General features: G+C 29.5%; 19 protein-coding genes. 8 read left to right on the top strand and 11 right to left on the bottom strand.

What is annotated here, in order from left to right; translation table 11 throughout:
• Window positions 1-3: 3 nt before the first annotated feature.
• Window positions 4-1,440, bottom strand: coding sequence for a pyruvate kinase (pyk, locus tag TOPB45_RS05375; RefSeq protein WP_013909834.1), 1,437 nt, complete (start codon window positions 1,438-1,440; stop codon window positions 4-6).
• A 164-nt stretch (window positions 1,441-1,604) separates the two neighbouring features.
• Between pyk and TOPB45_RS05370 the strand changes: the two genes are divergently transcribed.
• The 3 genes from TOPB45_RS05370 (at window position 1,605) to TOPB45_RS05360 (ending at window position 6,714) form a co-directional block, all read left to right on the top strand.
• A complete protein-coding gene (locus tag TOPB45_RS05370; protein ID WP_013909833.1) occupies window positions 1,605-2,513 on the top strand; it encodes a KaiC domain-containing protein in 909 nt (302 codons plus the stop codon).
• A gap of 12 nt (window positions 2,514-2,525) precedes the next feature.
• A complete protein-coding gene (locus tag TOPB45_RS05365; RefSeq protein WP_013909832.1) occupies window positions 2,526-3,179 on the top strand; it encodes a circadian clock protein KaiC in 654 nt (217 codons plus the stop codon).
• Between the two features lie 118 nt (window positions 3,180-3,297).
• Window positions 3,298-6,714, top strand: coding sequence for an AAA family ATPase (locus TOPB45_RS05360; RefSeq protein WP_013909831.1), 3,417 nt, complete (start codon window positions 3,298-3,300; stop codon window positions 6,712-6,714).
• Here the strand turns inward: TOPB45_RS05360 and TOPB45_RS05355 are convergent.
• Genes TOPB45_RS05355 through TOPB45_RS05335 form a run of 5 tightly spaced genes read right to left on the bottom strand, consistent with a single transcriptional unit; the run spans window position 6,692 to window position 13,053 of the window.
• Complete coding sequence (locus TOPB45_RS05355; protein WP_013909830.1) at window positions 6,692-7,042, bottom strand: PilZ domain-containing protein; 351 nt, start codon at window positions 7,040-7,042, stop codon at window positions 6,692-6,694. The genes TOPB45_RS05360 and TOPB45_RS05355 overlap by 23 nt on opposite strands.
• 20 nt (window positions 7,043-7,062) lie before the next feature.
• Window positions 7,063-9,708, bottom strand: coding sequence for a valine--tRNA ligase (locus TOPB45_RS05350; protein ID WP_013909829.1), 2,646 nt, complete (start codon window positions 9,706-9,708; stop codon window positions 7,063-7,065).
• A gap of 2 nt (window positions 9,709-9,710) precedes the next feature.
• Window positions 9,711-10,607 (bottom strand): acetylglutamate kinase, encoded by an 897-nt coding sequence (argB, locus tag TOPB45_RS05345; protein ID WP_013909828.1) that lies wholly within the window; start codon window positions 10,605-10,607, stop codon window positions 9,711-9,713.
• Window positions 10,608-10,618: 11 nt separating this feature from the next.
• On the bottom strand, window positions 10,619-10,960 hold the full coding sequence (locus TOPB45_RS05340; RefSeq protein WP_013909827.1) for a cupin domain-containing protein: 342 nt from the start codon (window positions 10,958-10,960) through the stop codon (window positions 10,619-10,621).
• 17 nt (window positions 10,961-10,977) lie between these two features.
• Window positions 10,978-13,053, bottom strand: a complete 2,076-nt coding sequence (locus tag TOPB45_RS05335) for an Oligosaccharyl transferase STT3 subunit (protein ID WP_013909826.1) — start codon at window positions 13,051-13,053, stop codon at window positions 10,978-10,980.
• A gap of 89 nt (window positions 13,054-13,142) precedes the next feature.
• On the opposite strand from TOPB45_RS05335, the gene TOPB45_RS05330 reads away from it, so the two are divergent.
• Entirely contained in the window at window positions 13,143-14,639 is a 1,497-nt protein-coding gene (locus tag TOPB45_RS05330; RefSeq protein WP_013909825.1) for a UvrD-helicase domain-containing protein, read from the top strand.
• Here the strand turns inward: TOPB45_RS05330 and TOPB45_RS05325 are convergent.
• The gene (locus tag TOPB45_RS05325; RefSeq protein ID WP_013909824.1) at window positions 14,629-15,957 is read right to left on the bottom strand and encodes a sigma-70 family RNA polymerase sigma factor; all 1,329 of its coding nucleotides are present in this window, start codon (window positions 15,955-15,957) and stop codon (window positions 14,629-14,631) included. The two genes, TOPB45_RS05330 and TOPB45_RS05325, sit on opposite strands and share 11 nt — an antisense overlap.
• Before the next feature lie 117 nt (window positions 15,958-16,074).
• Between TOPB45_RS05325 and TOPB45_RS05320 the strand changes: the two genes are divergently transcribed.
• Window positions 16,075-16,818, top strand: coding sequence for a hypothetical protein (locus TOPB45_RS05320; RefSeq protein ID WP_144011489.1), 744 nt, complete (start codon window positions 16,075-16,077; stop codon window positions 16,816-16,818).
• 2 nt (window positions 16,819-16,820) lie between these two features.
• On the opposite strand, the gene TOPB45_RS05315 is transcribed toward TOPB45_RS05320, so the two are convergent.
• On the bottom strand, window positions 16,821-17,543 hold the full coding sequence (locus TOPB45_RS05315) for a SagB/ThcOx family dehydrogenase (protein ID WP_013909822.1): 723 nt from the start codon (window positions 17,541-17,543) through the stop codon (window positions 16,821-16,823).
• A gap of 36 nt (window positions 17,544-17,579) precedes the next feature.
• A complete protein-coding gene (gene mnmG / locus TOPB45_RS05310; protein WP_013909821.1) occupies window positions 17,580-19,475 on the bottom strand; it encodes a tRNA uridine-5-carboxymethylaminomethyl(34) synthesis enzyme MnmG in 1,896 nt (631 codons plus the stop codon).
• A 146-nt stretch (window positions 19,476-19,621) separates the two neighbouring features.
• Between mnmG and TOPB45_RS05305 the strand changes: the two genes are divergently transcribed.
• Both TOPB45_RS05305 and TOPB45_RS05300 read left to right on the top strand, forming a co-directional pair.
• On the top strand, window positions 19,622-20,347 hold the full coding sequence (locus TOPB45_RS05305; protein WP_144011488.1) for a universal stress protein: 726 nt from the start codon (window positions 19,622-19,624) through the stop codon (window positions 20,345-20,347).
• A complete protein-coding gene (locus TOPB45_RS05300; protein ID WP_013909819.1) occupies window positions 20,344-22,938 on the top strand; it encodes a cation-translocating P-type ATPase in 2,595 nt (864 codons plus the stop codon). Before TOPB45_RS05305 ends, TOPB45_RS05300 begins: the two co-directional genes overlap by 4 nt.
• Window positions 22,939-22,948: 10 nt before the next feature.
• On the opposite strand, the gene TOPB45_RS05295 is transcribed toward TOPB45_RS05300, so the two are convergent.
• Window positions 22,949-23,218, bottom strand: coding sequence for a DUF2934 domain-containing protein (locus TOPB45_RS05295; protein WP_013909818.1), 270 nt, complete (start codon window positions 23,216-23,218; stop codon window positions 22,949-22,951).
• Window positions 23,219-23,384: 166 nt separating this feature from the next.
• Here TOPB45_RS05295 and TOPB45_RS05290 point away from each other — a divergent pair, with 166 nt between their 5' ends.
• Window positions 23,385-24,305 (top strand): TIGR01212 family radical SAM protein, encoded by a 921-nt coding sequence (locus tag TOPB45_RS05290; RefSeq protein ID WP_013909817.1) that lies wholly within the window; start codon window positions 23,385-23,387, stop codon window positions 24,303-24,305.
• A 4-nt stretch (window positions 24,306-24,309) separates the two neighbouring features.
• Here the strand turns inward: TOPB45_RS05290 and TOPB45_RS05285 are convergent, their stop codons facing one another.
• A complete protein-coding gene (locus TOPB45_RS05285) occupies window positions 24,310-24,930 on the bottom strand; it encodes a BON domain-containing protein (RefSeq protein WP_013909816.1) in 621 nt (206 codons plus the stop codon).
• Window positions 24,931-24,941 lie beyond the last annotated feature (11 nt).

The raw sequence follows: 24,941 nt of genomic DNA, 5'->3' as shown, positions 1-24,941 counted from the left end.
TCTTTATTTACTCACAAATTCTAATATTTGATCTTTTTTTATTATTCTAATAAGATTTGTAGAACCAATTTTACCCATAGGATAACCCATAGTTAAAACTAAGGTATCATCTTCTTTTATCAATTTTTCTTGATAGGCTTTTTTAACAAATTCTTTTACCATATTTTCTGGCTCTTCTTTTTCTGATAAAACCATATATGGATAAGTTCCCCAAACTATTTTTAATCTTCTTAAAATTTCTTCATTATGCACATTTACTATAATAAGAGGCTTTGGTCTAAATTTAGCTACTCTTTTAGCTGAACTTCCAGATTTAGTAAAAACAACTATAGCTTTGGCACCTATTTCTTCAGCTAAAATACAACTACTATGGGCTATAGCAAAATCTGGAGAAACAGGTTTTATTTTTTCTAATTTTTCATCATAAAATTTTTCTGCCTCCTCAATAACTCTTACCATAGTTTTTACAGCCTCAACAGGATAATTACCTACAGCAGTTTCATCAGAAAGCATAAGGGCATCTACTCCCTCAAAAACAGCATTTGCTATATCTGAAACATCAGCCCTTGTGGGCATAGTGGAATTTATCATGGAAGTTAGCATCTGAGTAGCAATTACTACAGGAATACCATACTCTCTTGCCTTTTTTATAAGAATTTTTTGAATAACAGGAATTTTTTCTACAGGAATTTCAACTCCCAAATCTCCTCTTGCAATAATTAACCCATCAGAAACTTCTGTTATTTCATCTATATTATCCAAAGCTTTTTGAGTTTCAATTTTAGCAAAAATAGGGATATCTTTATCAAATTTTTGAGCAATTTCTCTTGCATCTAATATATCCTTCTTATTTCTTACAAATGAGAGGGCAATAAAATCAACCCCTTCTTTTAGACCAAATTCCAAATCTTTTTTATCTTTTTCTGTTAAAGCTTTTATTGGAATTTCTGCACCAGGAAAATTAAGACCCTTTTTTGAAGAAATAACTCCTCCCTGAATTACTTCTGTTATTACCTTCTCAGATCTTTTTTCTATTACTTTAACCTTTATAAGTCCATCTGCTATAAAAATTAAATCATCCTTTTTAACTTCTTTCAAAATTTCAGGATGATCTATATATACTTTACCAACCTTGTCTTTCTTTTTGCAAAAAACAGGTTCTTTATAAATTTCTAAAATTTCTCCTTGATATAAAGGAAAAGGATTTTTTACTTCACCTATTCTTATTTTTGGTCCAGAAAGGTCTTGTAAAATTGCAACTGTTTTTTTAAGCTCTAAAGAGGCTTTTTTAATCCTTTGTATATTTTCCTTATGATAATCTATATCTCCATGAGAAAAATTGAGCCTAAAAACATCAACCCCTGCTTCTATAAGGGCTTTAATAGCTTGATAATTTCTTGATGCTGGACCGAGAGTTGCAATTATTTTAGTCTTTCTCATTTGCCTTTTTAATATACTCCATTTTCAAAAATCAAACAATAGATATAATCATGATCAAATAAGTTTTTAACCCGTTTGTTTTTATATAAATTTGTTTAAATTTGTCTTGAATTTACGAAAAATAGATTTAATTTTTTAAAAAAATATATAAAAGGAGAAAAGCGATGGAAAAATGGGATAAAACTGAAAAAATTGAGAAAAAAGAAGAAGGTATTTATGGTGTAGGTGAACCTGATTTAAAGTCTATTTATACTGGAAGTCAAGCTATTAAAAAAGCACCTAAGGTATATGGAGTCCCTACAGGTATAGTTGGACTTGATGATTTGTTTTTTATAGTGACCTCTGAAAATGGAAAGTTGGTAAAGAAAAATCTTGGGGGGATACCAGCTTATTCAGTTTTCAATATTACAGGAGTTTCTGATACCGGAAAATCTTTGATGGTAGAACAATTTGCTGTCAAACAGGCATCCTTAGGTGAAAAGGTAGCTTTTATAACAGTTGAAGCTCCTGCTAATTTTGTGGTGGCATCTTTAAAATTAAGAGCGAATGCTATGGGATTTAGATTTGAAGATTTTGAAGATAATATAATTCTTATTGATGCAGCCTCTTCAACCAGACTAAGGGAAAATATTCCTGATCTTCTTGCTACCTTAGCTTATGTTATCCAAAATTATAAAGTAAATTTCACCATTATAGATTCTGTCACAGGTCTTTTTGAAACAAAAGAAATGCTTGCTCGTGCTATTGTAAGAAGGCTTTTTAATTTTATGAAAAAGTGGTATCAAACAGCTCTTTTTGTTTCTCAAAAAAGAAGCGGTCATGAAGAATTAACAGCTGAAGCAGCTGGTGGATATGCAGTTGGTCATATTGTTGATGGAACAATGGTTTTAGCAAAAGAACTTATTGATTCCTCTTTTAAAGCAAAACTTTATAAAAAAGAAGTAGGTGATATTGTCAGACTTTTCAGAATTGATGGATGTAGAATGTGCGGGCATGATACTAAAACTCACTTTTTAGAAATAACAGAAGAAGGTTTAGTAGTAATTAAAGAGCCAATTTCTAAAATTAAATAAGGGGGTGATAAAATGGTTATACAAATTGGAAGTCCTGTTGTTTCTGATGCAGAAATAGAACATTTGGTAAACCGTGTGTTTTTTAAAGCTATAGAACTTTTAGGGGGTCTCGGTAAACTTGCTGAATTTAGAACACTCACTTGGCTTCCCTCTTTAGCAAGGGCTGCTTTTGTAGTGGTTTTAAAAGAAGAATTTATGAAAACAGACGAAGAAATTGCCTCTAAAGTTGGTTTAACCAAAAATACAGTAAGAAATATTCTAAGAGCTGATCCAGAACTTGCTCTTCAAAAAATAAAAGCTTTAGAAGAATTAGTAAACGAAGAAGCAAGAGAGCTTAAAGTTCATACTGCAGGTGGTATTGCAAAACTTGCTTATAAAGAAATTAAAGAAGGACATGATGCTCAAACCTTCTTCTATTATTCTTCTGCCTTGGCAGAAGATATATTAAGAGGACTTGATATACCTTGGGCTTATTTAGTTTTAAGAAAAACAAAGGGAATAAAATATCCTATAACCTCTCCAGAAGAACTAAAGGAAAAACTTGATGGACTAACCATTAAAGGTTCCTCTGCTGAAGAAATAATAAATAATATACATTATCCTATAAAAACCCCTGCTATGCTCATTCATGAAATAAAGGAATATCTAAAACTAAAAGAAGCATAACCCTACCATCTACCACTTCGTAAGTGGTAGAAAATTACCACTTACGAAGTGGCAATTTTTATTTTTAATTTTAGTGTTTGTGGTATAATAGGGTAACCTTCTCATGTTTTTTAGGTAAATGTTTATTAAAAGATTAGAAATTTATGGTTTTAAGTCTTTTCCTTATAAAGTTTCCATTCCTTTTTCTCCAAAAATAACAGCTATTGTTGGTCCAAACGGATCCGGAAAAAGTAACATACTTGATGCTATACGCTGGGTTCTTGGAGAACAAAGCCCCAAAAAATTAAGAGTAAAAGAACTTTCTGATCTAATATTTTCAGGAAATAACAATAGAAATATCGACTTTGCGGAAGTAAAACTCCTTTTAAATCATGAACCCCCAGTGTGGGAAACATATAAAGATTTTCCAGAAATATTAATTACAAGAAGATTTTATAGAAATGGAGAAAGCGAATATTTTATTAATCAAAAACCTTGTAGACTTAAAGATATACAGTTTCTCTTTCTTGATTTAGGAGTAAATCCTCAAAGTTACGGAATTATTGAACAGGGGGAAGTAAGCAAATTTATTGACCTTTCCCCTAAGGAAAGAAAAATACTTTTGGAAGATCTTGCAGGTGTCTCAAAATTAAAAATTACTGAAGAAAATACACTTAAAAATCTTCAAAAAACAGAAGAAAATCTATTAAGACTTAAAGACATAATTAATGAAGTTAGAGGACAGTATGAAATTTTAAAAAAACAGGCAGAAGAGGCAAGAAAATATATAAGCTTAAAAGAAAAACTCCAAAAGCTTTTAATCCAAAAAAATTTGTATCTACTTGAATTAAACCAAAAAGAAAAAGAAAAATTAAAAAAAAGAAAGGAGGAACTTTTAAATCAAAAACAAACCCTTGAAAAAGAAGTAGAATGTTTAGAAAAAGAAGAACAAGCAATTTATCAGGAAATTCTTATTTTAGAAAGAAAAATAAAGGATCTTAAAAAGGATCTACAATCTAAAGAAAATTACTTAAAAGAACATAAAGAAAATTTAGAAAATTTAGTAAAACAAGAAAACGAATTAAACCATAAATTGGAAAAAATAAAACTAAAAAGAGAAAATGAAGAAGAAAAATTTAACAATTTTAATAAAGAACTTTCTACTATAGAAATTAGTTTAAAAAATCTGAGAGAAAAAAAAGAAACCCTCAATGAAAATTTAATAAATCTTAAAAGAGAAAAAGAAAAAATTTCAAAAATATTTGAAGAAAAACTCAAAAATTTCCAAAATTTTGAAAAAGAATATCTTTTAACAGAAAAAGAAGAAGAAAATCTCAAAGAAAAAAGAAACTCTCTTGAAAAAAAAATTTCTCAATTAGAAAAAGAAAAGGATATAAATGAAAAAATTTTAGAAGATCTTTTTATAAATTTGAAAAACTTAGAAAAAGAAAAAAAGGCTTTAGAAAATCTATTTAAAGAAAAAGAGAAAACTTTAGAGGATTTAATTAATTTTAAAGAAAAAATCATTGAAGATAGTAAGGAATTATATAAAAAGCTTGAAAATTTCAATGCTAAAAAGCAAAACCTTTTAATTGAGATACAATCTTTAAAAGATAGACTAAGTCTAATAGAAAAGATACTTTCTAAAAATTTATCTTCAATTTCAAAAAATTTAAATTTACCCTCTTTGGAAAGTTATCTTAATTTAAGTACTGAAGATATATCATTACTTGAGTTAATATTTAAAGAAAATTTAGATGCCTTTGTGATAGAAGAACTTAATTTAATAAAAAATTTTATCTCACAAGACCTTAAAGAAAATATTATCTTTCTTTGGGGAGAACCTGAAATAATTAAATCTTTTTCTATAGAAAGATATAATTCTTTTTCAGATGAAATTTTAGAAAGTTATAAAACACATCCCAGATTCATTTATTTTATAAAAGAAAAAATTTTATTAACTCCTTATGGATTTATTTGCTTTATAAGAAAAGAAAAAAAGGGTGTTTTTAGTTTAAAAAAAGAAAAAATAGATCTTTTAAATAAAGTTGAAGCTTTAGAAAAAGATTTAAAAACTCTTCTTGAAAAGGAGAAAGAATTAAAGTTAAAAATAGAAAATTTGGAAAAGGAACTTAAAAGGGCTGAGAAAGAAATTAAAAATATTAATAATGGGCTTGAAAATTTAAGATCTCAAAAGGAAAAGATAGAAATATCTTGTATAAAATTGGAGACAGAAAAAATAAATTTAGGAGAAAAAATAAATCATATCGAGAATGAATTAAAAAGTTTAAAAGATGAGAAAGAAAATCTCAATAAAAAACTAATTGATATAAGTGAATTGATTAATAGAAGGAAAAAAGAATATGAAACAGTTAAGAAAGAAAATCTAAGTTTAAAAGAAAATTTAGAAGAAATCAATCAAAAAATTAATTTTCTTGAACAAGAAATAATAAAAATAAAAACTGAAGAAGAAAATTTAAGAAAAAGAAAAGACTTTATTCAGGAAGAAATTAAAAAAATAAAGATTTTCTTAAGACAGTATGAATTTGATAAAGAAGCTTTACTAAAAGAAATTAACTATTTGAAAGACAAAATAAAAGAGTTTAATAAAAGAATTAAAAATTTAAGTTCTGAAATTTCTGATCTTACTAAAGTCCTTGAAGATCTTTTAATGAAAAAGGAGGAAGGAGAAAAAAAATTAAAAGCTTTAGAAAATAAAAAGAGAAAAATAGAAAAGGAACTCAAGGAATTAGATACTGAGGAACACAATTTAGAATTGTATTTGTTAGAGAAAAAATTGTTTTTAGATTCTATTTATAGGAATTTAAAAGAATTTGGGTTTGAAATAGAAACCGAATTTATTCAAGAAAATAAAGAAAAATTTAACCTTGAGGAAGTCGAAGAAGAAATTGAGAAAACAAAAAATTTATTAAATGAATTTAAAGAAGTTAATTTAGCAAGTTTAAGGGAATTTGAATTCGTATCCCAAAGATATGAAAAATTAATGAAAGAAAAAGAGGATTTAGAGGTAAGTATAAGAGAATTTAAAAAAATTTTAGAAAATATTAGAGAAATATCAAGAGAAAGAATTTTAAAAACCTTGGAAGAGGTTAATAAAAAATTAGAGGAGATTTTTCCTCTTGTTTTTAAAAATGGGAAGGTTGAACTTTTGCTTTCAGGAGAAGATCCTTTAAGCTCTGGGCTTGAGCTAAAAATAAATTTTCCTCATAAAGGTCTAAAGCATATAAATATGCTTTCTGGAGGAGAGAAATCCCTTTGCGCTTTAGTTATCTTAATTTCCTTTTATTTAGTTAAACCTGGACCCTTTTGTATATTAGATGAAGTAGATGCCTTTTTAGATGAAAAAAATTCCTTAAAATTTATTAAACTTCTTGATTTAATTAAAAGATCTTCCCAAATAATTTTAATTACCCATAATCCACATATTATGAAGGAAGTAGATACCCTTCTTGGTGTAACTATGGAAGAAAAAGGAATTTCAAAAATATTTGTTATTAAAAAAGAAAATTTCTTTAGCGAGTATATAAATCACTGAGGGAAGCTAAAGCAATTTCTGAAATAAGAGAAGATAGAGCTTCTCTATTTGCCATATCCATTTCTGTAAACATTATTCCAAATTCTGTGTGAAATTTTTCATTTTTAACCCATCTTATTTCAGCCTTAGTTTTAATAGACGACTTCCATTTTATTACTAAATTTATAATATCTCCTTTATTTAAATTTACTTGAGAATCTGTCTTTAACCTTGCTCCTTCTGCACTTATATCTACAATTTCAACCGGAAAGGTACTTCCTTTTTCAGTTGCCACCCTTCCCTTTAAAGAAATTACATAACGAGTATAATAACGTTTATCTGCATCCATTTTATAACTTCTTTTTCATTTTATTTTAAATCAGAAAGATAATGTATTATTTTATTAAGCCTTTCTTTTAAATCATTATAACTATTTTTTTCTTTTTCAACAATTTCTCTGGGTGCTTTTTCCAAAAATTCCTTATTTTTTAATTTTTTCTCAATTTGAACCAATTTTTTTTCTATTTTTTCTTTTTCCTTTTCCAATCTTTTTATTTCTTTTTCTACATCAATTAATCCTTCAAGGTTTATAAATATTTCACCTTCTTGTAAAACTACAGAAACTTCACCCTTTTTCTTTTCATAATTACTCCTCAATTCAATATCTGAAATCTTTGCTAAAAATTTGATCGGTTCTTTTTGATTTTTAATAAAATCTAAAACCTCTTTATCTGAACTTCTAAAAGTAACAACTAAATCGGTTTTCGTAGTCAAGTTATATTCAGCTTTTATACTTCTTATCCCTACAATTAATTCTTGCAAAATTTTAACCCACTTTTCAGCAATTTCGTCAACAAATTTTTCTTCATATAAAGGATATTTAGCTATAATAATGTGCTCGGTCTCTCTTTCAGGAAGATATTGCCATATTTCTTCTGTGATAAAAGGTATGAAAGGATGCAATAATTTTAATGAATTTTTAAGAACCTCTAAGAGTACTTTTTGAGTGCTTTTTCTATAATTAGGATCTTTTAAATAAATTTTAGAAATTTCCAAATACCAATCGCAGAATTTATCCCAAAAAAAGTGATAAACTTGCATAGCTGATTGATCAAATTCAAATTCTTCAAGTTTTTCTCTGGTTATTTTTATAGTTTTTTGAAGCTCAGAAAGAATCCATTTAGAAAATAAAGGTAGTTCCTCAAAATTAAGGTCTTTTTTATCAGGAATATAATCTTTTAGGTTCATTAAAACGAATCTGGCAGCATTCCAAATTTTATTAATAAAATGTCTAAATCCTTCAATACGAGCTTCTGAAAGTTTAATATCTCTTCCCTGGGCAGCAAGAGCAATTAAAGTAAACCTTAAAGCATCGGTTCCATATTTCTCTATCATTTCTAAAGGATCTATCACATTTCCTCTACTTTTGCTCATTTTTTGTCCTTTTTCATCCCTCACCAAGGCATGGATATATACATTTTTAAAAGGGATTTGACCTGTAAAATGAATTCCCATCATTATCATTCTGGCAACCCAGAAAAAGATAATATCAAAACTTGTTACCAAAACCGAGGTAGGATAAAAAGTTTTTAGAGCTTCTGTTTTTTCAGGCCAACCAAGGGTAGAAAAGGGCCAAAGAGCTGAAGAAAACCAAGTATCAAGTACATCTTCGTCTCTTTTTAATTCCTTAGACCCACAAAAAGGGCATATATCTACATTTTCTTCTCTACTTACTATAGTTTCTCCGCAAGAGCTACAATACCAGACAGGTATTCTATGACCCCACCATATTTGTCTTGAAATACACCAATCTCTTATATTTCTCATCCAATCAAAATAGAGATTAACCCAGTTTTCAGGAATAAACTTAATAAATCCATATTCTACTGCTGAGATAGCTGGCTGTGCAAGAGGTTTAGTAGACACAAACCACTGTTTTGAAAGCAAAGGTTCAATTACAGTATTACACCTATAACAATGCCCTAAAACGAGTTGATAATCTTTTTCTTTTTCTAAAAGTCCTTCTTTTTTTAAATCTTCTATTACCTTTTTTCTTGCTTCAAATCTATCAAGTCCTACATATTTTCCTGCTTCTTCAGTCATTTTTCCTTTTTCATCTATAACTTTTACAAAAGGTAATTTATGTCTTTTTGCAATCTCAAAATCTGTAAAATCGTGAGCTGGTGTAACCTTAACAGCTCCTGTTCCGAACTCAGGATCAACTATTTTATCAGCAATAATAGGTATAATCCTTCCTATTAAAGGGAGTTTTATATTTTTACCAATTAAAGCTCTATATCGTTTATCTTCAGGATGCACTGCTACTGCTGTATCTCCAAGCATGGTTTCTGGTCTTGTAGTAGCAACAACAATATAATTGCTACCATCTTCTAAGGGATATTTTATATACCAAAGTTTTCCTGCTACACTTTCAAATTCTACTTCTAAATCCGCAAGAGCTGTTTCACATCTGGGACACCAGTTGATAATATAGTCTCCCTTATAAATTAAACCTTCTTCCCAAAGTCTAACAAATACTTCTCTAACTGCACGAGAAAGTCCCTCATCCATAGTAAATCTTTCATAGGACCAGCTGCAACTTGCACCTAATTTTTTAAGTTGGCTAATAATTTTGCCTCCGTATAATGCTTTCCATTCCCAAACTCTCTTCAAAAAAGCCTCTCTTCCTAAATCATATCTTGTAAGACCCTCTTTAGCTAATTCCTTTTCAACTACATTTTGAGTTGCTATTCCTGCATGATCTGTACCAGGAACCCACAATACATCATATCCATCCATTCTTTTATATCTAACCAATACATCTTGAAGTGTATTATTTAATGCATGACCGATGTGTAAAGCTCCTGTAACATTTGGAGGAGGAATTACTATAGAAAATTTGGGTTTAGTTTTATCATAAGTTGGCTCAAAATAACCTTTTTCTTCCCAAATTTTATACCATTTTTCTTCAACCCTTTTAGGATCATAACTTTTTTCTAAAATTTCAGCTTCCAACCTTAATCCCCTCCTTTAGCCAAAATTTGAGTCCCCAGTCCTTCATCAGTAAAGAGTTCTATAATTAAACTATGGGCTATTCTACCATCTATAATATGAACCTTTTTTACTCCTGATAAAATCGCCTTTCTTGCACTTTTTAATTTTGGAATCATTCCTCCTTTAACTATCTCCTTTTCAATAAGCTCATTTATATCCTCTACATAAAGGGTAGAAATTAAATTTCCTTTTTCATCTTTAACTCCCTCTACATCTGAAAGATAAATTAATTTTTCTGCCCCCAAAGCTCCTGCTAATGCTCCTGCAACAAGGTCTGCATTTATATTATAAGCTTCTCCATCAGGTCCTACTCCAACAGGAGCTATAACAGGAATAAAATCATTTTCAATAAGGGTATATAAAACTTCGGGATTAATTTCTTTAACCTTCCCTACTCTCCCTATATCTATAATTTCTGGTGGTCTATCTTCTCCAGTGTATTTATAAACTGTCATTTTTTCTGCTAATATAAGATTTCCATCTCTTCCTGAGAGTCCAACAGCTTTCCCCCCGGCTTTATTTATAAAACTTACAATTTTTTTATTTACTGTACCTACAAGAACCATCTCAACAACATTCATAGTTTCTTCATCTGTAACCCTTTGTCCTTCAATAAAAATTGGCTTTAAACCCATTCTTTCCATAACCTGATTTATTTGAGGACCTCCTCCATGAACAATAACTGGGCGAATTCCTACATACTTCATTAATACTATGTCTTGAGCAAAGGCAGATTTCAAGGCTTCATCAACCATGGCATGTCCGCCATATTTAATAACCATAATTTTTTTGTAAAATTTTCTAAAATATGGAAGAGCTGAAATTAATATCTGAGCTTTTTCGTGAATATTAACAACCATAAAAATTAACCTTACCAAAGGGCTGGAGCATGAACAATATAACACTTAAAAGGTTTTTTACCTAAGGTTTTAACTCCGTGAACTTCTTTAGGGCTAATTACAATTACATCTCCTTTTTTTACAGTTTTCCATGCGTCCTCTATGTATATTTTGGCAGTTCCTTCTAAAACAAAAATGGTATCTACCTCTTTTTCATGTGTATGTAATGGAATTTCAGCACCAGGCGAAATTTCAAGAACAGTAATACTTAACTCTGGATGTTTTTCTTTAGTAAGAATATATCCTATTTTAACGCCTTCAAATTTAGGATGGGCTTTCATTTCTAAATTTTTAAGATTTATGATAAATGCCATATTTAATTGCTCCTTGGTTAAATTTTTTCTTTTACTTTATATATTACCATATAAGGAAAATCATCAAAAACTAATTCAAAATACTTGGGATCATATTTTCTTAAGATAAACATCTGATTAAACAGAGTTTCAAAAACATCTTTATCTAATATAAAAACCTGTCCTCCTTCTTTTCCTTTAACAACCTCAACTACATAACCTCTTTCAAAAAACTTTTTTTGAAAAAAATTTTCTGGGGTTTTAAAATAAAAATTACTAATAGTGGCTACTCCCTTAGAAGAATCCGTTATTATACCGCTGTTTAAATCTATAGAAAGTCTTCCATCTTCGCAATCAATAAAATTTTCAGTTAAAATTTTGCATTGACTTGGAGCTATAATTCTTCCAAATCTTCCTTCTTTAGTGTCAAAATTATAACTTCCAAAGTAATGGATCCAAGCAAATTTCCCAAATAAATCCAAAGTAAATACCCAGTAAATTGGTGTTTTTATCTCTTTTATATATTTTCCCTCTCTTATTTTTTCTACCAATTCTTTTGCAGAAATCCCTTCTTTTAATTTTTCTGCAATACCTGTTAATCCAAAATTACTTATAAAAGAAGTAATAAACCAAGCTTCCCTCGGATCTGAAGTAGTAAAGCTTCTTGCTATAAAATATGTTTTAGGAGAACTCTGAGATCCACCATCGTGGAAAGTTGTTCTTCTTGAGTAAAGCTGAAAGGCATAACCATAATCCCACCATGTCCAAATAGCACTATTCTCAGGCGTATGAATTTTAATATACTCCATATCTTTAACTAATGGAGAAAAAACCTTGGGATAGCTATTAAATCCCAAAACAGGTTTTTGAGCCCATATAGTTAAAAGAAGAAGAAAAGACCCTATAAAGTGAATTATTAATCTTTGCTTTTCTGGTTCTTTAAATAGTGCTAACTTAGGCATAAATTGATTAAAAAATAAATAAATTAAATAGCCTATTCCTATTCCTATAAATGGTGCAAGATACATTGCAAAACGAGCACCTGAAAAAAAGGATAAAAGTCCTATTACAAAAAAAGGTAAAATAAAAAGTGTGTTTCTCAAATTAAAAAGAAAGAAAAGAAAAGCTCCTATAAGCCCCAAAATTCCTAAATAGTAGTTTAAAATAACACTTTCTATAACCTCTTTAAATTGTAATCTTTGTAATTCAGAAATAGACATAAAAACATTAGGAAAGTCTTTAAATAAAATTTCAGCAGAAGTAGGACTTTTAATATTAAAAACTAAGACTTTTACCTGTTCATAAAGATGAAAAGGACCTATATATATATACCAGAGCTGCGGAAGTATAAGTAAGATAATGAACAAAATATCTTCTTTAATCCAATTTAATTTTCTATCCCAAAAATATCTTAATAGGAACATAAAAACTAAGACAAAATTAAGATTAGGATGAGCGTACCATAATTGGTATAACACTAAGGATATAGAACTTATCAAAATCCATATATATTTTTTAAGTTTCTCCTGAGTTTTAAAAAATTTGTAAAAGGTATAAGCAATAAAAATTGGAAAAGTTAAATTTAAAATATCATGGTCAAGTCTCATAAGATTTGTTCTTGAAAGATACATGGGAGCTGAAATAGCTATCAGCCCTCCTATCAATCCTGCATAGGAATAATTAAGATCTTTAAGATAAAAAAACATAGGAAAAGCAACAAGTGTAGCTAAAACGGGTATCAAGTACCAAGTAAGTTTTTCAAGAGAGATATTAAACCACTTAGAAAGATAGGCCCAGATTATACTTAACAAATTACCTGAAATTGAATATTCTGGATAAAATTTGGTCTTTTCATCAAGTTTTGCTTTAGAAGAATTATCAGGAAAAAATCTGTAGTTGTCGATAGAACCCGGCTTAAATTTTCCTTCTTTTATATCTAAAGCAAGTCTTGCAAAATAATAAGAATCGTATTCACTATAAATAGGTAAATCCTTATAAAAAAATATCTCTTTTCTTTCTTCCCAAAATTTTATGTCATCAAATCTTATATAAAGACCAAAAAAGATTACCAATAAAAGAAGCAAATAAAAATACAAATGTTCAATTTTTTTCATCTTTTCCATTTCCAATCTTAATTTAAATTGAAGATTATATAAAATAATCTTAAAAAAACAAGCTTTTAAAGATTTTTAATTACTAAAAAATGTTTGAAAACCTTACTGAAGAACAAAAGAAAATTCTTTCCCAAGAAGGAGATTTGATAGTTATTGCTGGACCAGGGACAGGAAAAACTTATACTCTTATTAATAAAATTAAATATCTTTTAGAAAATAATCCTCCTGAAAAGATTTTAGTTTTGACTTTTTCTCTCAAAACTTCTCAGGAATTAAAAGCTCGTTTAAAGAAAGAAAAGCTTAGTTTTATAAAAATTGATACCTTTCACGGACTTGCCTATGATCTTTGGAGAGATTACTTCAATAAGGAGCCTCCTTTAATTTCAGAAAAAGAAAAAACTATGATTTTAAAAAAACTTTTCCCCAAAATTAAAAATCCTTTAAGAAATGAGAAATACAAAGAAATGTATTTTAAATATCTTAGATCAAAAAATTTACTTGATTTTGAACTTTTACTTTATGAGGTCTCTAAAATTAATTTACCTGACTTTAAGAACTACTATATTATAATAGACGAATTCCAAGATCTTTCACCAGATATATTGGAATTTTTAAAACCTTTTCAAAAGGCTAATTTTTTGTTATTCGGCGATCCCAATCAATCTATTTATGGCTTTAGAGGAGTAAATTTAGAAAAAATTTATACCTTCTGGCATAATTTCAAACCTCATATAAAGGTATTTAATCTAACTTTAAGTTTTAGATGCCCTGAAAGGATTTTAAAATATGCTGAAAACTTTAAAACTGCACCTTGGAAGGTTCCTCCTTACAAAAGTTTAAAAGAAAATGGAACAATTCAAGGGTTCATATTCCCCAACACTTTCGAAGAAGAAGATTACCTTGTTAATCTGGTTAAAAATCTTTTAGGTGGGCTTCAATTGGAGAATCAGAAATATAGATCTACATCTCCAAAGGATATTTTTATTCTTTCAAGAATTAAAAATGTGTTTTCTTCTTTAAAAAATAAATTTTTAAAAGAGGGAATCCCTATAAATGTTGTAGAAGAAGACGCCTTTAATTGCTTTGAAAAAATTACTGAGTTTTTAAATCTTTTGGAGAAAAGTGCATTTCCAATAGATAAACTTATCGAAAACTGTGACCCAGAAATAAGGAATTTTTTAGAAAACCTTTGGGCCTTAGCTTCTGAAGATAAAGAAAAATTTATAAGTTATCTTAAAATTCTTGAACCTTCTGATTTTATAAATCCTTACAAGGAAGGAGTTAATTTCCTTTCTATTCATGCATCTAAAGGACTAGAAGCTGAATATGTAATTTTAGTAGGTGCAGAAGATGGATTAATACCTTTAAAATTATTTGAAGACACTTCGGAAGATGAAGAAAAAAGACTTATTTATGTTTCTCTTACCAGAGCAAAAAATGGATTTTTCTTTACCTCGGTAAGAGAAAGGAAAGTTTTTAATTTTACTTTAAATAAAGGAGTTTCTTCCTATTTTAAAAATTTCCCCTTAAAAACCTTTTCTCCTAAACCTAAAAAACCAAAGCAGTCAGGACTTTTTAATCTCTAAGATCAAATTTCTCTTTTTGAACAAGTTGTCTCATTTTAGCAAGAGCCTTCTTTTCAATCTGTCTTATTCTCTCTCTTGAAACCTTAAACATATATCCAATTTCTTCTAAAGTATATCCTCCATATTCTCCTAAACCAAATCTCATACGAATTATTTTTTCTTCTCTTGGAGAAAGGGTAGCTAAAAATTTCTTTAATTTTTCAGATACATCTTTTTTCCTGGCTGTTTCATAGGGAGAAGGACTCTTTTTATTTTCTATAAAATTACCAAGTGTGCTATCCTCATCTCCGATAGGAGTCTCTAAAGAAACAGGTTCTTTTGAGGTTTCAAAAATTGTCAAAATTTTTTCATAGGGTACACCAGTTCTTTGGGCAAGTTCTTCAGGAGTTGGCTCTCTTCCCAATTCTTTGGAGAGTTCATAAAATACCTTAAATACATGATTTCTCAATTCTAAGAAATGTACAGGTAATCTTATGGTACGAGTTTTATCAAGTATTGCTCTGGTAATAGATTGTCTTATCCACCAAGAAGCATAGGTGCTAAATTTGTTTCCTTTTCTATAATCAAATCTATAAACTGCTCTCATAAGACCAAGATTTCCTTCTTGAATTAAGTCTGCTAAAGGCAGACCTTGTCTTATATATTTTTTAGCTATAGAAACTACTAACCTTAGATTAGCTTTTACCATTTCATCTTTTGCCTTTTCAATTTGAGCAATATATTTTTTAATTTCTTCACAGAAGTTTATAATACTTTTTTTATTTAAGTTTTTATATTTTTCTTCACAAGCTTTTATAGTATTTTCAAGATAATTCACATAACTTTTCTTGGGCTTTAAATTAGGATCTCTTCTTTTCCATTCTTTTATAGTTTCTTTAAGTTCTTTTATTTCTTTTAAAGAAATTTTTGTATTTTCTATAAGCTCAATTATTTTTTCAAAACCTTCTCTTATTTGCCTTGATAATTCTTCTTCTTTTTCTGGTGTTAGAAGCTCATATTTTCCCATTTCTTTTAGATAAATAGACAATAGCTCCTCACTTCCTGGTTCAGAAATAGTTTCCTCTTCTTCGAGCTCCCCTTCTACAAAGATGGATAATTCTTTTATTTTATCTTGAACCTTTTTTTCTATTAATTCCTCTCTTTCATAAGGATCAAGCTCTTTTAATTCTATTCCATAAGATTCAAGAAGATCAAAAATTTCTTCCATTTTATCGGGATCATTATATTCTTCTGGTAATATACTATTCAATAGATCATAAGTAAGTTGCCCAGATTTGCCAAGCTCTACAATTTTTTCATGTAAATCTTTTGAAGCCATATTATTTTATCACCCCTTACCTTTTAATAAATTTTATGCTATAGTATTGAATTAGCTTTTCTTAAATAGCTTATTAAAAAATAATTCATTTATATTATATATTCAATGATAAATAATTTGCTTTTTAAATTTTTAAATTATATTTTAGCACATCATCCTGAAGAATTTGGTTTAATACCTGATAATAATGGATTTTTTAAAATCAAAGAAATTTTTCAAGTTCTAATTTTTACTAAAAAATTTAAAAAAGTAAAATTAAAAATTTTAAAACAATTTTTTTCTTATTATTATAGAGATTTTTTCGAAATTTCGCAAAATTTCAATTTAGTTAAACCAAAACTCCTTTATTACTCACCTCCCCAAAAAATTGAAAATTTACAAATTAAAAAATTTACTACACTTTGGACATTTGTCAAGCCCAAGTTATGGATTAAAATTTCTATAGAAGGGCTATGGGAACCTATATATTCTCTTATACCTCTTTTTACTGATAAAGAATTAGCAGAAAATTGGGCAAAAGTAAAAGGTTGTATCCTTTTAGAAGCTTTTCCTAAATTTTTCCCTTCTGATATTAATGTTTTTGTTTTTGGAGAAAAAATTTTTTTAGTAGATAAAATAAATTATGAAGCCCTAAAAGGTCCTCCTATTGATCAAAAATTTCTTAGAAAATACGGTCCTAAACAGGAATTACCCTCAAGACCATCCCTTATTATTCCTTTTAAAGCACAAATTTCAAAAATAGAAAGTGAAAAAGAAGAAAGCAAACTTCCCTTTAGAAAAATTACTCAAGGGAAGAAAAAGGAAAAACCCTGGAAAAAATACCAAAAAGAAAAAGCTAAAAAGAAATTTTTCTTAGATTAAAATTATTTACCAACTGTTGCCATATAAATTACACTTTCTCCATTATCTAATTCTAAAAACTTATTCAACTCTTCATCAAAAAAAGCACCTACAGGGCAAGCTTTTAGCCCAAGAGCTTCACTTGCTAAAAGTACATTTTGACAAATATGAGCTACATCCATAAAAATGTATCTTAGTCCTCTACTTCCATATTTTGATATAGTTCTACTTAATACTGCAGACCAAATAAAAATCACACTTGCTCCCCCTAAAAATGCTTGTCCAAGAGCTAATTCACTTAATATTTTTCCCATATATCCTTTTTTTAAAAGGGCTAAAGAAAAATCTCTTATTTCTAAGTGGTATATCCCTGGTTCAATTTCAGAAGAAAAATTAACTGCCAAATAAGTTTCTATAGGATATAAAGCTCCTGCAGAAGGTGCAGTTCTTAAAAGGTAAGGTCCAGCAATACCTGTAACTCCTTGTGCAGAATAGCATAATAAAGAAATCTCCTTTAAAGATAAAGGAGCTCTTTTATAACCTCTTTTACTCCTTCTTTTTGATAAAATTTCAAAAAAATTGGGAGTTGGTGGAAATTCATCTATAAAAAGTTTTATCTTTTTTGCATCAGGATATTCTTTAAACGGTGAAACTGGAGGAACTACTGCTTCCCTAATCCCAAGATTTTTTAAAGATAAATTAGTGAATTTTAAAAACTGATAAGCCTGGGTTTCTTTTAGTCCCACTTTTAAAACCTCCTTTAAAGAATTTTTTAAAACTATTTAGAAATCTTGAGAAATAACATTAGATGATGAGCGTTTTTTCAAATAAATTTGGATAGCTGAGATTGCTGCAGGTGTAACACCAGGAATTCTCAAAGCTTGACCTATTGAGGTTGGTCTTATTTTGCTAAATTTTTCTTTCATTTCATTAGAAAGCCCTGGGATTTCAAAATAATTGAGATCTTCAGGAAGTTTCATATTTTCAAGTTTTTTAAACTTCTCAATTTCTCTAAGTTGCTTTTCAATATATCCACTATATTTTATTTCTGTTTCTATTTCTGATAAAACATCTTCTGGGAATTTTTTTAAATCTGGTATTAATTCTGAAAGAACATTTATCTCTACTTCAGGTCTTCTTAAAAGTTCATAAAGTCTTATACTTGATTTTAGAGGAGTTGAACCTATGCTTTCAAGATAGCCATTAACACGATCTGGAGAAATTTTTGTTTCTTTTAAAAATTCCATCGCTCTTTTTATTTTTTCTTTTTTATCTAAATATAGCTCCCATCTTTCATCGTCAACCAAACCTATTTTTCTTCCAATTTCAGTTAGTCTCAAATCTGCATTATCTTCTCTCAAAAGGAGCCTATATTCTGCACGGGAAGTAAACATTCTATAAGGCTCATCTGTTCCTTTAGTTACTAAATCATCTATAAGAACCCCTATATAAGCTTGAGATCTATCAATGATAAGAGGTTCTTCTTCTTTCACATAAAGAGCTGCGTTAATTCCTGCTATAAGTCCTTGGGCTGCTGCTTCTTCGTATCCTGTAGTTCCATTTATCTGTCCTGCTAAAAATAAACCTGAAATTAATTTTGTTTCTAAAGTATGTTTTAATTGGGTTGGAATCACATAATCATGCTCTATTCCATAACCTGGTCTTAAAATTTCTGCCTTTTCTAAACCTGGGATACTTCTTACCATTTCCCACTGCACATCAATAGGAAGACTTGTACTTATTCCATTAGGATAAACCTCTACTGTATCAAGTCCTTCTGGTTCAAGAAAAACTTGATGTCTTTCTTTATCAGGAAATCTAAAAACTTTATCTTCAATAGAGGGACAATACCTAACTCCTCTTCCTTTGATTTTCCCTGTAAAAAGAGGAGATCTATCTAAGGCATTTCTAATGATTTCGTGAGTTTTCTCTGTAGTGTAGGTTATAAAACAAGGAACTTGTGGTAAAGGGGGTCTTTTGCCTTTGTTTTTAAAAGAAAATAGCGGAGGTGGAAAATCGCCCCATTGTATTTCAAGTCTACTATAATCTATAGTTCTTCCGTCAAGTCTTGGGCAGGTTCCGGTTTTAAATCTTCCCATTTCAAAGCCAAGTTCTTTTAAATGTTCAGGAAGTCTATTAGAGGGAGGATCTCCCAATCTTCCTGCAGGAAAACTCTCTAAACCTATATGGATAAGCCCATGTAAAAATGTTCCTGGAGCAATAATTACAGCTTTGGCTCCAAATTGTTCTCCTGCCTTTGTTTCAATACCTATTACCCTTTTATCTTTTATTAAAAGTCCCGTTACTAAAGCCTGTTTAATATAGAGATTGGGTGTTCTTTCTAAAACCCTTTTCATTCTTTCTTGATATTTAAATCTATCTGCCTGAGCACGGGTTGCTCTTACTGCGGGGCCTTTTTTAGTATTAAGTTTTCTAAACTGAATTCCTGTTTCATCTATAGCTAATGCCATCTCTCCACCAAGGGCGTCTATTTCTTTCACAAGATGTCCCTTCCCTATTCCACCAATGGAAGGATTACAGCTCATAGCTCCTATACGTTCAAGATTTATAGTAACAAGAAGGGTTTTACATCCCATTCTGCTTGCTGCTAAAGATGCCTCAATTCCAGCATGCCCCGCCCCAATTACAATTACATCAAAACTCTCTAAAAACTTCATCCTCAATCACCATTTTTATTAATTTTTTTATTTTAAATATAATCTTCTTTTGTTTTTTTACCATCTTCAATTAAAAGCCTTACTTTTATAAAATAAAAATATTTATTTTGACAAAACTTTTTTGTCAAATTATATTGTTTATAACCGTGTATAAAAAGGTTCTTGTAGAAATTAATGAAATTGTTACTGCTGAAATATTTGCTCGTTATGCTTTAAAATTTGCAAAGCTCAATAATGCTTCACTTTGCTTCTTTTTTATTCATAAAAAGGGAATAAAGTTTGAAAAGATTTCTACTATATTAAAAAGAATTTTTCTGGAAGCAGAAAAAAACCATCTCAAAGCTGAATGCATTATAAAAGAAGGTGAAAGGCTTAAAGAGTTAAAAGATATTATATTAAAAGAAAAAATCGACCTTGCCTTTTTACCCTCAGATGATTTTAAAAAAACCTTAAAACTTCCTTGTTCAGTAGTCATAATAAAAATCATCAACGTGGGGAAAATATCTCCTAAAAGAATTCTTTTTATTCTGAAAGGGGATTTAAATTATTTAAAAGAAAAAACAGATTTTATAATAAATCTTTCAAAAATTTTTCATGCAAAGGTCTTTATAAATTATTTTGGAAAAGGCGAAAATATTGAAAAAATTTTTTCATCTTTAAAAAGGCACGAAATAAAGTTTGAAAGTAGAATTTTCCCAAAATTTTCTTATGAAACCTTGATATTTCAAACTCTTTCAAAAAAGATTGAGCTTCTTGCTGTTGAGCAGAAAAAAACAGAATTTTTGGGAATTTTCAAGCTTGATTTAGTAAGTAAATTAATTGAAAATCCACCTTGTAATTTAATTATATTTAAACCATATCACAGAAAATGAGAATAACAGAAGTTACTAAGGAAGAGATTTTTAAGTTACTTGATACATCTGAGGCTGGGCTTAAAGATGAGGAGGCACAGCGAAGGCTTCTTTATTTTGGTTATAACGAAATCAAAGAAATTCGAAAAACTTCTTTTGTTTTAAAATTTCTACGTCAGTTTACCCATTTCCTTGCAATTATTCTATGGCTTGCTTCAGCTTTAGCTTTTATTTCTGATTATATTCATCCAGGTGAAGGAATGAGGCATCTTGGATTTGCTATAATAGGAGTTATTTGTATAAATGCAATTTTTGCCTTTGTGCAGGAATATAAAGCTGAAAAAGCAATTGAAAAACTAAGGCAAATGCTTCCCTTTTATGTAAAGGTAATACGGAATGGAATACAAAAAGAGATTCCAGCAAGAGAAATTGTTCCTGGAGATTTAATTATTCTCTCCGAAGGGGATAAAATTCCAGCAGATGCAAGGGTTATTGAGTCAAACTTTCTTACAGTTAATAATGCACCACTTACAGGTGAATCTATTCCTATTATTTTAACTTGCGAACCCTTTAAAGGTGAAATAATTGAAAGCAATAATATCGCTTTTGCAGGTGCAACTGTAGTTTCAGGAAGCGGGAAAGCGGTTGTATTTGCAACAGGAATGACAACAGAATTCGGAAGAATTGCCCATCTTACAGAAACTGTTCAAGCTGAAGCTACTCCTCTTCAAAAGGAGATTGCAAGAACATCAAAGTTTATAGCTATATTCGCTACACTGATCGGCTTAATTTTTTTCTTTGTAGGACACGCAATTGGAAGAAGCTTCTGGGAAAACTTTATTTTTGCAATTGGTGTTATTGTTGCCCTTGTTCCTGAAGGAATGCTTCCAACTGTTACTTTATCCCTTGCTATAGGAAGTCAGAGAATGCTTAAAAGAAAAGCACTTATAAAAACTCTTACTTCTGTTGAAGCTCTTGGCTCAATTACAGTTATATGTACTGATAAAACCGGAACAATTACCCAAAATAAAATGGAAGTTAAAAAAATCTGGACAATTGACACTTCCTCAGTTGATATGCTTATGAAAATTGCTTATCTTTGTAATAATGCCAAATTTTCTGATAATCAATATAAAGGTGATCCTACTGAGGTTGCCCTTTTAAAATATGTTAAAGAAAATTTTGGAGGTTTTGTATCAGAAAGAATATCAGAAATACCTTTTGATTTTGAGAGAAAAAGAATGACAACTGTTAATCTCATAGATGGAGCCAAGATTTCTCTTACAAAGGGTGCAATTGAGACTGTTTTACCTTTGTGTAAATATGCAAAAATAAATGGAAAAAAGGTTAAACTTACTGAAGAAATAAAAGAAAAAATCAAATATGCCAGCCATTCACTAATGGATGAAGGATTAAGGGTGCTATGTTTTGCTTATTCAGAAGATGAGCCTGAAAAAGACATGATATTTGTTGGACTTATTGGACTTGAAGACCCGCCAAGACCTGAGGTCAAAGAAGCTATTAAAAAATGTCATGAAGCAGGAGTAAAGATAATTCTAATTACAGGAGATGCAAGTAGAACAGCTCTTGCAATTGCAAAAGAAATAGGACTGGTTAGAGAAAATCCTATGATAATTGAGGGAGAGGAGTTCCATAAACTTAGTGATATAGAACTTAAAGAAAGGCTTTCACATAAAGAAGTAATTTTTACAAGAATGACACCAAAGGATAAATTAAGAATTGTAACCCTTTTACAAGAAATGGGAGAAAGAGTTGCTGTTACAGGAGATGGAGTAAATGATGCACCTGCCCTTAAAAAAGCAGATATAGGAATTGCTATGGGAAGTGGAACAGATGTGGCAAAAGAATCTGCAGAAATAATACTCCTTGATGATAATTTTGCAACCATTGTTAATGCAATTGAAGAAGGAAGAGCAATCTATGAAAATATAAGAAAGTTTATCTCATACTTTTTTACCTCAAATGTTGCTGAACTTTTACCATGTATTGCTTATGCAATTTTTAGAATACCTCTCCCTCTCACAGTTATGCAGATTCTTTCAATTGATCTCGGAACAGATATATTTCCAGCACTTGCACTTGGAGCAGAAAAACCAACAAAAGAAGTAATGAAAAAGCAACCAAGAAGCCATAAAGAAAGACTTTTAAATTTAAAGCTTCTTTTAAGGGTATTTTTATTTTTAGGACCAATTGAGGCATCTGCAGGACTTTTTGGATTCTTTTATGTTCTATATACAGGAGGATGGCAGTGGGGTTCTGCTCTTTCAGCAAAAAGCATTCTTTATATGCAGGCAACAACTGCATGCCTTACAGGAATAGTTCTTGCACAGGTGGCAAATGGCTTTGCCTCACGTTCTTTCACAGAATCAATTTTTAGCATAGGAATATTTTCAAATAAGTTTCTGCTTGTTGGAATACTCTTTGAAATTGCTTTACAGATTTTTATTGTTTATCATCCAGTTGGAAACAAAATATTTTCAACATATCCAATTCCATTAACTGTATGGTTTATTTTAATACCCTTTGCCATAGCACTAATTGTTATAGAAGAAATAAGAAAGCTTATTGTTTCTAAGCTATTAAAGGTATAAAATTTGGGAACTATCCTTTTTTCTTACATTTACCTTTTCCTTTGGTAGCTCCTTCTTTTACCTTTTTTCTACATCTTGTTTTTGACTTAGGCTTTCCTTCAAAGTTTGAAGAAAGACTTGATTCTTGAGTCATCTCCTCTGGAGTTAATCCGTATTTAGCCAAAACTATTCTTTCAGCCTCTAACCAATTTTCTAAATCTCTCCCTGGTACATATCCACTTTTCACATAAAGCTCATAAGCTACCTTTCTGATTTCTTCTTCTAAAGCTTTTTTATCCACAATTATCCTCCCAGATTTTATAAATTTTAATTACCATAAAAACAATTTAAAACCTTTAATTTTAAAAATCAATAAAAAACATATTTTCGCAAATTTTTCTAAAATAATAACCACAACAAATAGATACAGAGTTGAATTTTTCCTTAAATTATCTTATTTTAAAAATATGAATACCCAGAAGCTTTATTATACCTTAAATGAGTTTTTAAAAGAAAAGTTTGGAGAAAAAGTAAAAAAAATTCCCTTAGATGCAGGGTTAACCTGTCCTAATAGAGACGGAACTAAAGGTTTAGGAGGATGCATATATTGTGATCCTAAGGGTTCTGGAACAGGACTTTATATAGAGGGAAAATCCTTAAATGAACAATTGAGGTATTTTCTTGAACTTTTTAAAAAGAAAAATTTTAAAAAATTTGTAGCTTATTTTCAGTCTTTCTCTAACACTTATGCTCCTTTAGAAAAACTTAAAGAACTTTATGACATAGTCTTTATGGACCCTTCTATAGTAGGATTAGCAATAGGGACTCGTCCTGATTGTATAGACGAAAATGTAGTAAACCTTCTTAAAACCTACCAAGAAAAAGGTTATTATTTATGGATAGAATTAGGACTCCAAAGCATATATAATGAAACCTTAAAACTAATTAATAGAGGGCATACTTTTGAAGATTTTTTAAAAGCTTATCATCTTCTCAAAGAAAATGATATTCCAGTAGTAGTGCATATTATTTTTGGATTACCTAAGGAAACAAAAGAAATGATGATGGAAACTGTGAAAACATTAGCTAAACTTAAAATAGATGGAATAAAATTTCACGCCCTCTATATTCCAAAAGGTTCTAAAATGGAAGAAATGTATTTAAAAGGAGAATATAAGCCTCTTGAAATGGAGGAATATGTAGAACTCGTTGCTTTAGCTCTAACTTATCTTCCACCTTCAACAGTTATTCATAGAGTATGTTCAGAAGCAAAAGAAGAAGATATTTTAGCACCTACTTGGGTTTCAAAGAAAATGGAAGTTATTAATTTATTAAGAAAATTTATGAGTGAAAGAAATCTATATCAAGGAAAAAATTATCAGCCTTAGCCTTTTATTTTTTAATTTGAAGATTATCAATTACTTTTACTACTCCAGAAACACTTTTAGCGTGTTCTATAGCCTTTTTCTTTTGATACTCACTTTCTACAACTCCAGTTAAAGTAACTACACCATTTACTGTATCTACATCGATGGAAAGTGCTTTTAAATCTGGATCCTCTATTAATTTAAGTTTAACCTTTGTAGTAATTTCTTTATCAGAAAGATAAGAAGTTATTCCTCTTTTTTCTACTCTTAAATTATTAACTACCTTTTTAACTCCCTTAACATTTTTTGCAATTTCTATAGCTCTTTTTATTTCTTTCTCACTTTCTACAACTCCAGTTAAAGTAACTACACCATTTACTGTATCTACATCGATTTTACGAGCCTTGGTTATTGGGTCTTCAATAAGTTTTAATTTTACTTTAGCAGTAATTGTTGCATCATCTATTTGAGTTCCTATACTTCTTGGATCTGATCCTACTTTATAACCTTCATATGCAGTTCCTCCTCCTACTATAAGCCAACCACAACCTGAAATATTAAGAACTAAGATTAGAAAATAGATCAAACTGAAAATTTTTAAATTTTCTTGAAATTTTCCGATAATACTATTAAAATATTTATTCATAGGGAGCCCCT

The organism is Thermodesulfobacterium geofontis OPF15, from assembly GCF_000215975.1.
Taxonomy (GTDB): Bacteria; Desulfobacterota; Thermodesulfobacteria; order Thermodesulfobacteriales; family Thermodesulfobacteriaceae; genus Thermodesulfobacterium; species Thermodesulfobacterium geofontis.
The sequence above is the reverse complement of the archived record's forward strand: the minus strand, read 5'-3'. Positions and strand labels throughout refer to the sequence as shown.

Bases quoted from the DNA above. Each gene is read 5' to 3' on its own strand.
- TOPB45_RS05335 (WP_013909826.1), bottom strand. From the start codon at position 13,053: ATGAAAAAAATTGAACATTTGTATTTTTATTTGCTTCTTTTATTGGTA.
- TOPB45_RS05290 (WP_013909817.1), top strand. From the start codon at position 23,385: ATGAATACCCAGAAGCTTTATTATACCTTAAATGAGTTTTTAAAAGAA.
- TOPB45_RS05355 (WP_013909830.1), bottom strand. From the start codon at position 7,042: ATGGATGCAGATAAACGTTATTATACTCGTTATGTAATTTCTTTAAAG.
- TOPB45_RS05370 (WP_013909833.1), top strand. From the start codon at position 1,605: ATGGAAAAATGGGATAAAACTGAAAAAATTGAGAAAAAAGAAGAAGGT.
- TOPB45_RS05340 (WP_013909827.1), bottom strand. From the start codon at position 10,960: ATGGCATTTATCATAAATCTTAAAAATTTAGAAATGAAAGCCCATCCT.
- TOPB45_RS05285 (WP_013909816.1), bottom strand. From the start codon at position 24,930: ATGAATAAATATTTTAATAGTATTATCGGAAAATTTCAAGAAAATTTA.
- TOPB45_RS05330 (WP_013909825.1), top strand. From the start codon at position 13,143: ATGTTTGAAAACCTTACTGAAGAACAAAAGAAAATTCTTTCCCAAGAA.
- TOPB45_RS05325 (WP_013909824.1), bottom strand. From the start codon at position 15,957: ATGGCTTCAAAAGATTTACATGAAAAAATTGTAGAGCTTGGCAAATCT.
- TOPB45_RS05365 (WP_013909832.1), top strand. From the start codon at position 2,526: ATGGTTATACAAATTGGAAGTCCTGTTGTTTCTGATGCAGAAATAGAA.
- mnmG (WP_013909821.1), bottom strand. From the start codon at position 19,475: ATGAAGTTTTTAGAGAGTTTTGATGTAATTGTAATTGGGGCGGGGCAT.
- TOPB45_RS05360 (WP_013909831.1), top strand. From the start codon at position 3,298: ATGTTTATTAAAAGATTAGAAATTTATGGTTTTAAGTCTTTTCCTTAT.
- argB (WP_013909828.1), bottom strand. From the start codon at position 10,607: ATGGTTGTTAATATTCACGAAAAAGCTCAGATATTAATTTCAGCTCTT.
- TOPB45_RS05300 (WP_013909819.1), top strand. From the start codon at position 20,344: ATGAGAATAACAGAAGTTACTAAGGAAGAGATTTTTAAGTTACTTGAT.
- pyk (WP_013909834.1), bottom strand. From the start codon at position 1,440: ATGAGAAAGACTAAAATAATTGCAACTCTCGGTCCAGCATCAAGAAAT.